Origin of the sequence: Mesorhizobium sp. CA12, from assembly GCF_020165255.1 — a bacterium.
Lineage (GTDB): Bacteria > Pseudomonadota > Alphaproteobacteria > Rhizobiales > Rhizobiaceae > Mesorhizobium.
In genome coordinates, this window is the sequence record NZ_JAIUHT010000002.1 from 201,324 (window position 1) to 214,152 (window position 12,829).

Consider the following 12,829-nt stretch of genomic DNA (forward strand, 5'->3'; position numbering starts at 1 on the left):
TAAGGATCGTGAACGCCCGGTTAGGATTTCGTTTAGAATTTGAAACACCGGCCTCCGGGCCTTGATTTTTGCCGGTGAACTCGTCTTGGCCGCAAGCTGGCGCATGCGTGGCGCTTGACCTATATTCCGGCCATTGGCATTGAGCGCCGCACAGTGAAAGCATCATGAACAGCCTCGATCTCCCTCGCCGCCCCGAAGAAACCCGCGTCGTCGTCGCGATGTCGGGTGGTGTCGATTCCTCGGTGGTTGCCGGCATCCTCAAGCGCGAAGGCTATGATGTCGTCGGTGTGACGCTGCAGCTTTACGACCACGGCGCGGCCACCCATCGTGCCGGCTCCTGCTGTGCCGGACAGGATATTGATGACGCGCGTCGCGTCTCGGAGACGCTCGGCATCCCGCATTACGTGCTCGACTACGAGGAACGTTTCCGCAAAGCGGTCATCGATCCCTTTGCCGAAAGCTATGTCGCCGGCGAGACCCCCATCCCTTGCGTGTCCTGCAACCAGACTGTGAAGTTTGCCGATCTTTTGGCGACCGCTCAGGATCTCGGCGCCGACGCCTTGGCCACCGGCCATTACATTCGTTCGCGCTCCAATGGAGCGCATCGTGCGCTTTACCGGCCGGTCGACGCCGATCGCGACCAGAGCTATTTCCTGTTTGCCACCACGCAGGCGCAGATCGATTATCTGCGCTTTCCGCTCGGCGGCCTGTCGAAGCCGCAGGTCCGCGCCATTGCCGAGGAAATGGGCCTGACCGTCGCCGCCAAGCAGGACAGCCAGGACATCTGCTTCGTGCCGCAGGGCAAGTATTCCGACATCATCGCCAGGCTGAGGCCGGCCGCCGCCAATCCCGGCGACATCGTCCATATCGACGGCCGCGTGCTCGGCCGCCATGAAGGCATCCTGCGCTACACGATCGGCCAGCGCCGCGGCATCGGCATCGCCTCTGGCGAGCCGCTCTATGTTGTCCATCTTGACGCCGACCGCGCGCGCGTCATCGTCGGCCCGCGCGAAGCGCTGGAGACGCACAAGATCTATCTGCGCAACATGAACTGGCTGGGCGACGGACTGTTGTCGGATGTTCCGGCCGGCGGGATCGAGCTCTTCGCCAAGGTCCGCTCGACCAGGCCGCCGCGTCCGGCCGTGCTGCATCACCGCGACGGCGTGACCTCTGTCGAGCTGGCCGACGGCGAGTCGGGCATCGCGCCGGGGCAGGCCTGCGTGCTCTATTCCGACGACGGCAATGAGGCGCGCGTCTTCGGCGGCGGCTTCATCGAGCGCTCCGAGCGCGGCGCCGAGGCCGAGGCCATGCTGTCCCGGCTGGCGGACAGGCCGGCGCAGATTCCCGCTGAGTAAATTCTCGATCTGATTGCTTTATGCAGACGAGCCGGTGTGGATCACTGTGCCGGCGGTCAGGATGCGCAGCACCCTTATCGCTTCCTCGCCGTCGGTGCGCGGTTCGGCGCGCGTCTCGATGCATTGCACGAAATGGGCAAGCTCGCGAGTCAGCGGCATGCCCTCGCCGACGGCCACATAGGCAGGTTCGTTGGCGGTGAAGGCCCACTGGCCGCTGTCCTGCCATACTGCGTGGCGGTAGACGGCAAGCTTGCGCTCCCAGGGCTCGACGTCGTCGAACACCGCCATCGCCTTGGTGCCGACGACCGTCAGCCGCCGCTCGCGATAGGGATTGAGTCGCGAGGCGAAGAGATGGCTGCGCAATCCGTTCGGGAAGCGCATATGCAGATGCGCGAAGTCGCTGAGATTGTCGAGAAGTGCTGCCCCCTCGCCCCTCACTTCGATCGGCTCGGTGCCGGTGATGGCGAGGATCATCGACAAATCGTGCGGCGCAAGGTCCCAGAGAGCGTCGTTCTCGGTATGAAACTTGCCGAGGCCGAGCCGGTGCGAATGGATGTAGCGCACCTCGCCGAGCTCGCCATTGTCGATCAGCGCCTTGAGCGTCTCGAATGCGGGATGAAAGCGCAACACATGGCCGACCATGAAGATGCGGCCATTGTCCTTTGCCGCCTTCACCGCGCGCTCGGCGTCGGCGACCGTCAGCGCGATCGGCTTTTCCACCAGCACATCCTTGCCGCTTTCGACGGCCCGCACCGCGGTGTCGGCATGGAATTGCGGCGGCAGCGCCATGACGATGGCGTCGATATCGTTGCGCTCGAACAGCCTGTCCGGCTCGATTGCCAGGCAATCCTGCTCGCTGGCGAAACCTTCGGCGCGGGCGCGGTTGGCGTCGGAAACGGCATGGAGCGCGCCAAGCGCCTTGAGGGTGCGGATATGGTTGCTGCCCCAGTATCCGCAACCGAGGACGGCGATGCGCGGCTTCATTCGCTCAACTCTAGAATTTCTTGGCCGAGACATAACGACGTGCCCCGCCGAACTCAACCCCGGGGCAGGCCCTGAGTGTCTGTCCGGCAAAGCTTTTCTGGGATGAGATCATGACGGCCGGATTATGCCCACATGTCGGCCGCTTCGAAGCTTGACAGGCCCACCCTCCCAACCTTATATCCGCGCGACCTTGGCGAACGCCTTGAAACAACCCGTCCGTCCAGGACGGTTTTTCGGGCCATTTGCCACCCTGGCGGGGTAGCTCAGTTGGTTAGAGCACGGGAATCATAATCCTGGGGTCGGGGGTTCAAGTCCCTCTCCCGCTACCACTTCAAACCCACTATCGTGTGCAACGGCCGCCCCACAGCGGCCGCTCAACCGAGCGGGCTTTCCAGCATGCCGTGAGGTGGGGAATGCGGCTCCGCCAATGAGAGCGGCAAGTTTGCCCTTGACCTCTATTTCGAAGCCTTTGCGTGCAGGTTTTGGATGCACGGTGACGCTGTGAACAAGCTCACGGAAGTTTTGAGTGAGTGGGCCGCGGTCATCTAGAGCAGTCGCGTGACCCGCCAACGCTTTTGAAAGACCATCGACGGTTTCGGTATACCGCTGCAAGGCAGCCGGATGGAGTACCACAATCGATGGGGGCTCATCGAGACCGCAGAATTGCGCCTCGATCACAGAAAGCTGCGTCTTGAGTTGTGCTATCCGCTCTTTGGCATCCTCTTCAGCAATAACGTTTCTGATCACGAGGTCGATTGTGCGCTGAAGCTCGCCTTCTGCCCGATCGCGCTTGCCTTCTAAGGCTATGCGCGTCGAATTCGCCTGGGCCGCCAATTCGCGGCGCTCCTGGTTATATTTCCGGATGTATGCCTCGATCAGTTCCGTCGCTTTCAACTGCTCGCGCATACCATCAAGGACCGCCCTTTCGATCTCCGGCAGGTAGATAATGCGTCGGTTGGAACAACTCCCGCTTTCGCGAACTGCCGAGCACCGGACGCGCGTCTTGCCTGTCTTATCCCGATCGTGAACCGACATGCCCGAACCGCAAACGCCGCAGCGGAGTAGGCCGGATAAAAGATGCGCTGGGCGACGCTTAATATGAGACGACGCTTTCAACCTCGCCGCTTTGAGTGCTTGTGCGCTGCGCCAGACTTCGTCATCGACAATGCGCAAATGCGGAACTTCGTTTGTCTGCCATTGGTCTTGCGGATTTGGCCTGGAGACCCGTTTGCCAGTATCAGGGTTTTTTAGCATCCGGACCTTGTTCCAGACGATCCTACCCACATAGAGCTCGTTGAAGAGCAGTCCTACCCCACGTTGCGCATTTCCATTGATGGTGGAACCGTTCCACCGAACTCCTCGCGGTGGGGCTATTCCATCCCGGTTGAGATCACCCGCTAGGTCTCGTGGAGTTCGACCGGCCGCATAAGCGGCAAAAATTCGCCGGACAACTTCTGCCTCTTGTTCCACGATCTCCAGTTCGCCAGGACGACCCAGGACATGTCGATAGCCGTAAGCACGGCCTCCGGCATGACGTCCGTCACGGACGACGCCAGCCATGCCCCTCCGCACCTTCTTGGCCCCATCCTCTCTTTGCATCTGACCGACGAGGCCACGAATACCAATAAGGACCGCATCCGCGATGCCGTCATGAACAGCTTGAATTTCGATACCGAGAAATGAAAACCGTTTGTGAAGACCCGCGAGATCCGCCATGTCGCGCGACAGGCGATCAAGTGCTTCCACAACAATCGTATCGAACACGGAGTGCTGTGCGGCCTCCATCAAGTTCATGAGCCCGTCGCGACCGAACACCGAAGCCCCTGAGCGCGCTTTGTCCTCATATACGGCAACGATATCGAGCCCGCTGCGGACCGCATAAGCGCGGCACAGAGCAATTTGATCTGCGGTAGATCTCTCATTTTGGAGCTCGGTCGAAAAACGAGCGTATATAGCGGCTCGCTTCATACCTTCGGAGCCTTCTGGACGTTCTTTGAATCAAGCACAGAGTTGCGGTCAATTGCAAAGCTGGCGGCGATGAGATGATCGCGCCTGGCGTCCGCAACAGCAAGTGCTTCTACAAATTCAAGCATGGCTTTGCGAAGCTCGTCCGGCCCCATCGAAGAGGCAGCCTCGGGGTGAGAAGAACCATCGCTTGTGTCTGGTGCCGACTTCACAACGGCTAGCATCACGATGAGCAGCGACGAGCAAAGAGACATGGCCGGTCAATCGTGCAATTGGCACGCTGCAGCGTAGAAATCGGACAGGGGTCAACTCAGCGAGGTTGGGCAGAGACATGGTTTCGGCGCTGCGTAAACAGCGAAGCTCATTGCGGGCAGTCGCCGAGCTTTCCAAGTTGCAGCCATCCGCATCACTCCCCACGGGAGGGTGGCCCCTAAGTGGGGAGCCCGCGCCTACGACGGCTACGCGAAATTCATCAGACAGGCACATTCCGTCGGGGATCCTCGGCCGAAAGCGCCGTCATGAGGTCGTTGGCTTGGTTCCAATGTCGCGCAACGTCGGCACGGGTACTGGCGCGATCTGGTCGACTGTAACCTAGATCCCCAGTGATCGCCTTCAAATCTCGTAGGACGGATGCAATATGCGGCCATGGGAAATCGGTGACATCATCGATATCGCGGTCCGCGCCAACAATCATCTCCAACTTAGCCACAATGCCAAGGAGCGATGAAGACCGGAGGTCGATCATTGCGTCCTGAAGTTTGAGCACCTCGGTCATGGCAAAAACTTCAGCTTCACACGCTCTGGCATATTGAAAGCCTGCTGCGGAAGTCGCTGCTGATCTGCGACGCGGCGCGGATACGCCTGCAGTCAATACCTGAATTCCGGTATCGACCATCATTCGCGCCTCTAACCGCTGCTGCACCCGACATAGCATCAACGAAACATATCGAGCTTGTTGCCACTCGCTCCACAGGGCCAAAACGAGATCGAGAGGGCGGCGGCTATCGACTGGAGCTTCAGAGGCGTCATTCATTTTCAGATGACCATCATGCTGACGAAGGGGGTTCACTTCATAGCATACAGAACTGCGAATAGGAACCATCGTTCCTGGAATGATCGTTCCATTCGCGAGTTATCTCTCGGGATGGACCTAAAGGACATCTTCGCTACCAATCTGCGGCACGCCAGAAACAGGCGGCATTTGACGCAAGAGGAATTAGCAGAGCGCTCGGGCTTGAGTTCTCGCTACATAGGAGCGATTGAACGCGCTGACGTGTCGGCCAGTGTCACGGTTCTCGGACGCATCGCCGAGGCGCTTGGAATAGAGCCGGAAATTCTCATTCGTAAATCGAAGAGCGATCATTTGGACTAAGGCCCGAACGTAGCCGCTCGCCAGCGCGCCTCAAAATGGCGCCGTAGCAAGCGAGCGGCGGCTTTGCGCCAGTCTTTCCGGTAGGATCCCTTGATCCTCAAAAGCTGACCTCTCGCCACTTAGACCAGCATCGCCCGTGGCGATTTTGGTTACCGCCAGTATTCATGCGGTGCTGGCGCTCGGCTTTTCATTGCCCCTGCGCAGAACTCGGATGGCCGCCTGATTCTGCTCGGGAGGCGCCCAGACAACTCCCTTGTCTGACGGCGCGGTCAGGAGAACTGTAGTACAGGGAAGCCCCGCCGCATCGAACTTGCGGGCGATGAAATCGCTCTCGCCGCGATCGTGGCTCGACATAATCAACTGATAGCCATTCAACTCGACCATGTTGCGCATAACGTCGACAAAAGCCGCAGTGTGGATGATATCATTGTGCTGGAGCGGATCGTCGAGCAGCAAAGCGCGCCAGCGTGACCAGGGATATGCCGTACTGGCGGCGCAGAGAATGCTGAAGCCATTGGCAGCAAGTTGACCCTCACTCAGCACCAATTGCGGCGGCAAGTCCTTCTTGCTCTCGATGGCATTCTCAACCTTCTCGCGATAGCGCAGCGCCATGCCGAAGGTAGTGGCATCGACGCGCGTGTCGGCCTTGAACTGGATGCTCTCGCCTGGCGTGCTCAGCATCGCCTCGTTGAAATCGTCAATAACCGTGTTGAGCGGATCGAGCACACGGCTGGAGAAGTCTTCGGCCTGGGATTGTAGATCCTCCGAATAGCGCTTGACCGCATTACGCGTCGAGGTTGTTAGCTTGACTGTTGCCTTCGCAGCATCGAGCGTCGCTTTGAGTGCCGCGAGATACGCCGCCGGATCGCCGACGCCGTCGTCGCCACCGCCGAGGCGCATTGATGCAGTGATCTCATCGATCTCGGTCTGAAGCAACGCGTCCTCATTATCATGGGCAAGCGCGAGTTGCCGCTCGGCCAGAGAGCGCAACCCGGCGAGGGTCGCGTCGAGCACCGCAACACCACGATCATAGCCGACCTGGCTGGGGCTGTCTGGTAGTCCCTCCCGGGTCCAGCGTAGTTGAATCTGACGCGCCGCTTCCTCCGCGTTGGCGCGAGCCAATTCCGCCGCCGCCAGCTCTCGCTGCGCCGCATCGACCGCCGTCTGCGCGCTTTGCGCTGCAGCCGCCGCGGCGCTCGCTGCGTCAGTAAGCTCGGCTAGGCGGCTTCGAGCCGCCTCGCTCTGCATGCGTTCCGATGTCAGGCGGCTCTCGACATCGGTTATCGTGGCATTCGACAGATTGCGAGCGGTGATCCTGTCCGCACAGGCCGTGTCCTCGGCTTGAAACTGTGCCAGCCGGGCGCCAAGAAGGCTTTCGCGCCCGATCAGATCATCTAGTTCATTGGCGGCGGATGAACGCTGTTCAGTCGCGGCAGCAGCGTTCGCCGCCAGCGGGGCGAGCGCCGCCGCGGCTGTAGCGAGTGCGGCGTCGGCGTCCCGCCTGCGCATTGCCGCGATGGCCACGAGATCGCTATCGCTGCTCACATCCAGGGTTCGTGCGATCGCCGCACGGGCGTCGATCGCCGCCCTTTCAGCCACAGTCGCCGCTCGTTCCAGGTCCTCAACCGCCGCAATCTGCAAATTGAGGTTGGCAATCTTGCCGATCAGATCGGGCCGCGAGGTGCGAAGGTCTTCGAGCGCCTCGTCGGCCTGGGCCAACCGGCTGTCGCTGCCCGCTGCCGCAGCTTCGGCTAGCGCTTTGAGCACCCCAGGCTCGAACGAAGTGCTGCACACTGGACAGTCTGTGTCGTCATCGTGCAGATGGCTTGCCAGCTGCGAGAGTGCGCCGCTGATCGCTGTCGCATGACGATCAGCTTCCGCGCGTTCTTGCTCCGCGTCGGCGATACGGCGGTCAATTTCAGCCAGTTGCGTTTCGAGCGGCGCAAGGTCCGCCGCAGCTCGTACGGCGGCCTCGCGCCCCTGTGCCAGCGCGGCCCTCGCCTCTCCGGTTTGAGCTTCCAGAGCGAGATAGTCTACTAGCGATTCTTCAAGCGCCTTGGCGGATTCCGCAAGGCTGCGCAGGCGCGCCACCTCAGCGACGGCGTCGGCATGCGCGCTGATGGTGCCGTCCGCAGTTTCGAGCGCGACGCGGTGCGTGGTAATCGCTTCAATCAATCCCACGCGATCCGTCTCGTCGGCCGTAATCAGTTCGGCCAGCTGAGCGCGGCGCGCAAGGTCAGTCCGAGTAGCGTCGAGAATGGAGATGTTCTGATAGATCGTGGCGATGGCGGCCTGCTGCGCCGTGAGCACCTCGCTCGTTGAACCGACAAGTGATGACGCATGATCAAGCCGCGCCTGGGCATCGCTTAACTCACTGCGCAACCTGACTAGGTTGGGGGTGTCGAGGCGACTCTCAGACCGGCTGATCGCGAACTGGCTTGCCAGCGGCGCCAGTGCCTCACAGGCGTTCTTTCGCTCACCGGTCGAATGGAGCGCGTCACGAATCCGATCGCCGACCGCCGCCAAGCGCCTTCCGATATTCTCACCGGTAATGGCGAGAGGCTGCCCTGATGTCAGTTGCAGCAAGTTGGTTTCGAGCTGGTCGATGCGCTCGGATAACTCCGCGGCGGACAGAACGCCGGTCGCGCGAGCGGCCGAGCGCAGCCTTTCGAGGCGCGTCATCCACCCCTGCCAGTCGGCGATCTGGCGCTCAAGTGCAGTAACGCTCGCCTGCTGCTGCTCGATACGCCGCGTGAATGCTGAAACCGTTGGGCGTCCCCGCAGACCGGCACGAATTCTCTCGAGCCGGTCGATGCCGCTTGGGCCTTTGAGCGCATGCCACTGATCCCGCGGATCACGGCTGGTGAACCGCTGCTGTGCCGCCTGCCCGAGAAAATGGGTTAGGGCGAGATAGGTGCCGAGGTCGTTGATCGTGCGTCGGTCGGGTCGCGCGAGCTGCGCGATTATGTCCGCCATTGGTGTGCCGCTGTCCGCGCCACGCTCGATCGGATCATGTCCGGAAAATGTCAGCGACACGCGGTGCGAGCCCGGGTCGGCCCCGCGACGGGTGAGATAGTCCTCCTCGACGAGCTTCTTCTTGGATTTCTGCAGATAAGGCTCGAAACGACGGATCTTATTCGTCAGACCCCATTCGATAGCATCGAAGAAGCTACTTTTGCCAAGCCCATTGGTTCCGGTGAGCAGCACCAAGCCGGGCGCAGTCGGCACCTCGATTTCGAAGTTGCCGAAGGTGCGGAAATCGTGGATTCCAACATGGGACAGGAATATCTCGCTCATGCCTGACCTCTCCGTTCCCATGCCTTAACAAGCGCCGTGACGATATCGTCCGGCGACTTTTTCTCGTCGAGCGCGATATGCTCCCATTCGTCCGCCAACGTCCGCGGCAGTCCGGGCATCGATGCGCCGCTACCGCTCAGCTCGTCGAGGGCCGCATCCTCGAATTTACCTTCCTCATGAATCCAGGGCCGGGCGAGGAACGTGCGCTTGAGAAAATCGGCAAAGCTTTGCTGGTCCCGTTGCTCGTCTTCAGGCCGCAACCAGGCGAGCTTGCGCGCCACGCGATCATCGCGCTCGACCATCAACGCGAGCGCGCGCCAAGCTTCCTGCCGTTCACTCGCGCGTGGCCCGAGCAACATCAACTGCAAGTCGAGCGTCTCATTGGCCCCCAGATAGGAGCGCGCGACGACGCACTGGTTGCGGCAACGCCGTAACGTCTCGCGCACCGCCTCAAGCGTGGCGATTTCGGGCAGTACGGCGAGCACGATATGGAAGCGACTGATGCGGATGGCATAGCACTCCGCGGGCAAATCGGTTGGACTTAGCGAGGTCGATTTGGTCGATCCGCCGTTGAACGTCGAACTCGCCAGTTCCGCACGGTCCTCAAAAGTGAGGTCGAGCCTTGCCGCCGCCTTACGGAGACGATCGGCAAAATCAGCCAAGCCGGGGGATAGGGTCGAACCATCGGTCATGCCGCGCCGCCTTTCTCAATCGCCTTGTCTAGAACCTCGAAATGCCGAGCCTCGACGCCTGCCAACAATGCACGCAGCTCGCCCAGGCCCGCCGCAATCGCCTCGGAAAATTCGCGGTTGATCGACATGATTACCGGGCCAGCACCATCGGTATCGCTGAGGGCCGGCTGATCGGATTCGATCTGCGCGAAGGCACGTTCGGCGATACGCGCAACTTCAATCGTGCCCTTAACGATCAAAATGACGAACTGAGTTTGCCACATGTAGGAAGCGGCGCACAACGACATGTCACTGCCGTTGATCAGATCCGCCGCGCACCCATGACCTGCCCAGGCGCTGTCGCCCTCGCGCTCGCGCACCAGATTGCCAGGACGAGCGCCCTTCGGCGAAGTCGTCTGCCAAGCCGCCGCAATCGCAAGCGCGACGGTGGTGCCGCGGACGATCTCCTTCCACTTCGTCGGTCCGACCAGTATCTGTGCTGCGTCGCGATTGTCATCGTCATCGACTGCGCAGATCATCAGTCTCAAAAAGTGGTTGAGGAGTGCCGGATCGTCGGCGAACGAGGACTGCCAGTCGGCCCACATCGTCGCCATCGCGGTGCGGACGCTATTGGCGACCGATAGGCCAATGTGATGACCGGGGTCAGCATTGCTCGCGAAAAAGGGCTGGAGATGCGTGTTGAGCCGGCCCAGCATCCAGGCATCAAGCGAGCGATGGATTCGCCTGGCGAGGATGTCAGGCACGACCTCCTCCGGATTCTGTGCCGCGCCGCCCGGGTTCCCGCCAGCGATCGTCGGCATCGCCATGCCCTCCGCGTGAAGCGAGTCGAGGCTTAAGGCACGCACATGCTGCGTCCACAAGGCGGGTGCAGCATGCAGGCGGCTGACGCGGCTATGGCACGCCACGCGCAGGACGGCGCCGGCCGCGGCTCCAAGGTCGCTCGGTCCGTCGGGCAGGATAATGTCGAACGCTTGATCCTCGCTCCAGGCTCTGACGAGCTGGTCCGGCGCAATCGCCCCCGACCACCGCACGCGGTCGGCATGACGGCGAAGTTGAACCGAAATCGGCAACTGCTGTGCGGCGAGCCGCTGCCAGCGCGGCGCGAGGGGAATACCGGCGTTGCGCGCCGCTTCCAGAAAAAGCGTCCGCGCGTGCCCTGATAGTTTGGGAACCAGCGTTGCATCGCCGTGGCGGGAGAGCCACTCCTTATGCGTGTCCTCGTAGCCCGCCAGATGACCGTCAAACGGTGCCCGAACCACCGCGCGCAACGGGCCACGACGAACGATGACCGCGTCTGCCGCGACCGTTTCGCCAGCACAATCGAGCCAGAACGCGGCTGGGGCTTCGGGCACCGGGTTCGGGGCATCGACCCGCGCAACGGCGCCACACTGGAGATGCCGGAACGACCGCTGCTCGTCGGCCTCGCACGCCTTGATGGTTAGATAGGCGGCTAGGCGGTTGAGCGTCGATGTGGATACTTCGAACAGTTCGGCGTGCTGGGTCTGCAAGGTCAGCCGCACACCAGGGCGCAGTTGCTGAGCGACGGCGGCGAGCAACCCGATCGCTGTGAGCGAGTTGAGCAGTTGTGCATCATAGGCGGCCATGAAGTCGAATCGTGCGCCGGCTGCATCGGCCGTACGGGCCTGTACATCGATAGCCGCAAGAGTCGCTGATAGGTCGGCAATGCCCGGATGCTGAGAGATCATGGAGATCATGCCGGCATGGTTGAAATCGTTGGCACCGGCCGCCACGAGGTCGATCAGGCCGCCATCGCCGGCGCCGCTGACAAAGAACCGCGGCGTAGGGCGGCCCTGGAATTCGGCGACGGGCACGCCGGCATCAGACCAATAACTCGCGCTCTGGATATTCTGTACAGGCTCGTCCGGCTCAAGCCCGAAGCCGACCGCCAGCAATACCATGTTGAACCGCTCGGTTGGTTCCTGCCCTGGACCAGGAGGCGCCGCATCCAGATTGATGAAGCTGACGTCGTATCCGTCGGCTGCAGAGGCAAGTCCGATCACCTTATGCCGTGTGCGCTTCTGCAGCCGCGGCGCAAGGCGAAGGGCGATGTGCTCGAACCCGAACAGGACATCGTCGCGCACCGACAGGCATGTGCCGGACTCCCAATCTAGAATTGGCAGATCGGCGATCGGGTCGGTAGTGTCGTGCGCAGGCCAGTCGTAGATGTGTGGGTCGAGGCGCCGCCGCGCTGTGGTTGACTGGAGCGACAACAGTTCACCCGCCGTCTCGAACAGAGTTACGCTGGACTGCGATACAAGCGCAGCTGCTGCCGCAGCTGTAACTCCGGCCGCCCCGCCGCCGATCACCGCTATGCGCGGATTGGCATTCAGGTAGCCTAGATCCTTGAGGGCATGAACGAGCGACAGCGCCCTGACTTGCTGTGAGTAAAAAGTGATGCGCCGGTCATAGCACCCAATCACGAATAGGTTCGGTCGCTCGCGAACCGCCGCGCCGTCGATAACATCCTGCGGGAGTAAAGGCTCAGCCAACGCGCCGCGCCCTTCCTTCCGACGGACAGCGTGCCGCGGCATTGATGCCAGCGTCGGCGAAGACTACAGCTAGTTTCAACAATCCCCCCGTCAAACAGCGCGCGTTTTCGGCAATTGGTACCGAAGGTTATGGCGACGAAGCAACAATGTCGCAAGATTCTGGAAGCATTGAAACTAATACCAGCGGAACGCGCTGTGGATTTGCCAGCGCCTAACGTTAATAAAGCTGACGGCCACGAACCGCTTCAGATTTGGCCACTCGACTAACAATCGAAAGCACCACGTGGACGGGCGATCGCTCTCCACGATTTTGTTGCCAGTAGCTGTCAGTCCGCACCGGCACCATTGCGGACATTTAGCGACGAGCAACGAACGTGTTACTTGCTGAGCGATCGCAATCCGAAGCCAGCACGACGCGCCTCGCAACCTGCAAATTCCCAAGCAGACTCAACTAATTAGTGGGAAATCACACATTGCAGCAAGTACTCGCAATGTTCGGGCAGCGGCGAAAAACCTAGCAAAAACAGCCAACCGACCGCCGCACAATGTGCGCCCTTTTATCTTGCCATCGTTCTCGGTCGTGTTTTCGCGGCCCTCCCTCGATTGCTTCTGACTCTCCTTCACCACGCGGCAATGTCCGGCAGCCCGCTCTTG

9 protein-coding genes, 1 tRNA gene and 1 pseudogene are annotated in these 12,829 nt (G+C 61.2%); 4 read left to right on the forward strand and 7 right to left on the reverse strand.

What is annotated here, in order from left to right; all coding sequences use genetic code 11:
- The first annotated feature begins 164 nt into the window (after window positions 1-164).
- Window positions 165-1,355, forward strand: coding sequence for a tRNA 2-thiouridine(34) synthase MnmA (gene mnmA, locus LB520_RS05140; RefSeq protein ID WP_224636678.1), 1,191 nt, complete (start codon window positions 165-167; stop codon window positions 1,353-1,355).
- A gap of 18 nt (window positions 1,356-1,373) precedes the next feature.
- Here mnmA and LB520_RS05145 read toward each other — a convergent pair whose 3' ends face one another.
- Window positions 1,374-2,339 carry a Gfo/Idh/MocA family protein gene (locus LB520_RS05145; RefSeq protein ID WP_224636679.1) on the reverse strand — a complete coding sequence of 322 codons (966 nt, stop codon included), beginning with the start codon at window positions 2,337-2,339 and terminating at the stop codon, window positions 1,374-1,376.
- A 252-nt stretch (window positions 2,340-2,591) separates the two neighbouring features.
- Here LB520_RS05145 and LB520_RS05150 point away from each other — a divergent pair.
- A tRNA-Met gene (locus LB520_RS05150) sits at window positions 2,592-2,668 on the forward strand.
- 292 nt (window positions 2,669-2,960) lie between these two features.
- Window positions 2,961-3,140, forward strand: a complete 180-nt coding sequence (locus LB520_RS05155; protein WP_224636680.1) for a hypothetical protein — start codon at window positions 2,961-2,963, stop codon at window positions 3,138-3,140.
- 159 nt (window positions 3,141-3,299) lie between these two features.
- Here LB520_RS05155 and LB520_RS05160 read toward each other — a convergent pair.
- From LB520_RS05160 to LB520_RS05170, 3 genes and pseudogenes are all read right to left on the reverse strand, one after another.
- Window positions 3,300-4,307 (reverse strand): annotated as a pseudogene (locus tag LB520_RS05160) (recombinase family protein); the annotation flags it as partial.
- A complete protein-coding gene (locus LB520_RS05165) occupies window positions 4,304-4,558 on the reverse strand; it encodes a hypothetical protein (RefSeq protein ID WP_224636681.1) in 255 nt (84 codons plus the stop codon). The gene LB520_RS05165 and the pseudogene LB520_RS05160, both read right to left, overlap by 4 nt.
- A 218-nt stretch (window positions 4,559-4,776) precedes the next feature.
- A complete protein-coding gene (locus LB520_RS05170; RefSeq protein WP_224636682.1) occupies window positions 4,777-5,202 on the reverse strand; it encodes a hypothetical protein in 426 nt (141 codons plus the stop codon).
- 246 nt (window positions 5,203-5,448) lie between these two features.
- Between LB520_RS05170 and LB520_RS05175 the strand changes: the two genes are divergently transcribed.
- The gene (locus LB520_RS05175; protein ID WP_224636870.1) at window positions 5,449-5,676 is read left to right on the forward strand and encodes a helix-turn-helix domain-containing protein; all 228 of its coding nucleotides are present in this window, start codon (window positions 5,449-5,451) and stop codon (window positions 5,674-5,676) included.
- 162 nt (window positions 5,677-5,838) lie between these two features.
- On the opposite strand, the gene LB520_RS05180 is transcribed toward LB520_RS05175, so the two are convergent.
- Genes LB520_RS05180 through LB520_RS05190 form a run of 3 tightly spaced genes read right to left on the reverse strand, consistent with a single transcriptional unit; the run spans window position 5,839 to window position 12,175 of the window.
- Window positions 5,839-8,973 (reverse strand): AAA family ATPase, encoded by a 3,135-nt coding sequence (locus LB520_RS05180; protein ID WP_224636683.1) that lies wholly within the window; start codon window positions 8,971-8,973, stop codon window positions 5,839-5,841.
- Entirely contained in the window at window positions 8,970-9,665 is a 696-nt protein-coding gene (locus LB520_RS05185; RefSeq protein WP_224636684.1) for an ABC-three component system middle component 1, read from the reverse strand. Before LB520_RS05185 ends, LB520_RS05180 begins: the two co-directional genes overlap by 4 nt.
- Window positions 9,662-12,175 carry an ABC-three component system protein gene (locus tag LB520_RS05190; RefSeq protein WP_224636685.1) on the reverse strand — a complete coding sequence of 838 codons (2,514 nt, stop codon included), beginning with the start codon at window positions 12,173-12,175 and terminating at the stop codon, window positions 9,662-9,664. The genes LB520_RS05185 and LB520_RS05190 overlap by 4 nt, the downstream gene beginning before the upstream one ends.
- Between the last annotated feature and the right edge of the window lie 654 nt (window positions 12,176-12,829).

Excerpts from the sequence above, each read along its gene's own strand:
- mnmA (WP_224636678.1), top strand. The coding sequence starts at position 165 with ATGAACAGCCTCGATCTCCCTCGCCGCCCCGAAGAAACCCGCGTCGTC.
- LB520_RS05145 (WP_224636679.1), bottom strand. The coding sequence starts at position 2,339 with ATGAAGCCGCGCATCGCCGTCCTCGGTTGCGGATACTGGGGCAGCAAC.
- LB520_RS05155 (WP_224636680.1), top strand. The coding sequence starts at position 2,961 with ATGGAGTACCACAATCGATGGGGGCTCATCGAGACCGCAGAATTGCGC.
- LB520_RS05165 (WP_224636681.1), bottom strand. The coding sequence starts at position 4,558 with ATGTCTCTTTGCTCGTCGCTGCTCATCGTGATGCTAGCCGTTGTGAAG.
- LB520_RS05170 (WP_224636682.1), bottom strand. The coding sequence starts at position 5,202 with ATGATGGTCGATACCGGAATTCAGGTATTGACTGCAGGCGTATCCGCG.
- LB520_RS05175 (WP_224636870.1), top strand. The coding sequence starts at position 5,449 with ATGGACCTAAAGGACATCTTCGCTACCAATCTGCGGCACGCCAGAAAC.
- LB520_RS05180 (WP_224636683.1), bottom strand. The coding sequence starts at position 8,973 with ATGAGCGAGATATTCCTGTCCCATGTTGGAATCCACGATTTCCGCACC.
- LB520_RS05185 (WP_224636684.1), bottom strand. The coding sequence starts at position 9,665 with ATGACCGATGGTTCGACCCTATCCCCCGGCTTGGCTGATTTTGCCGAT.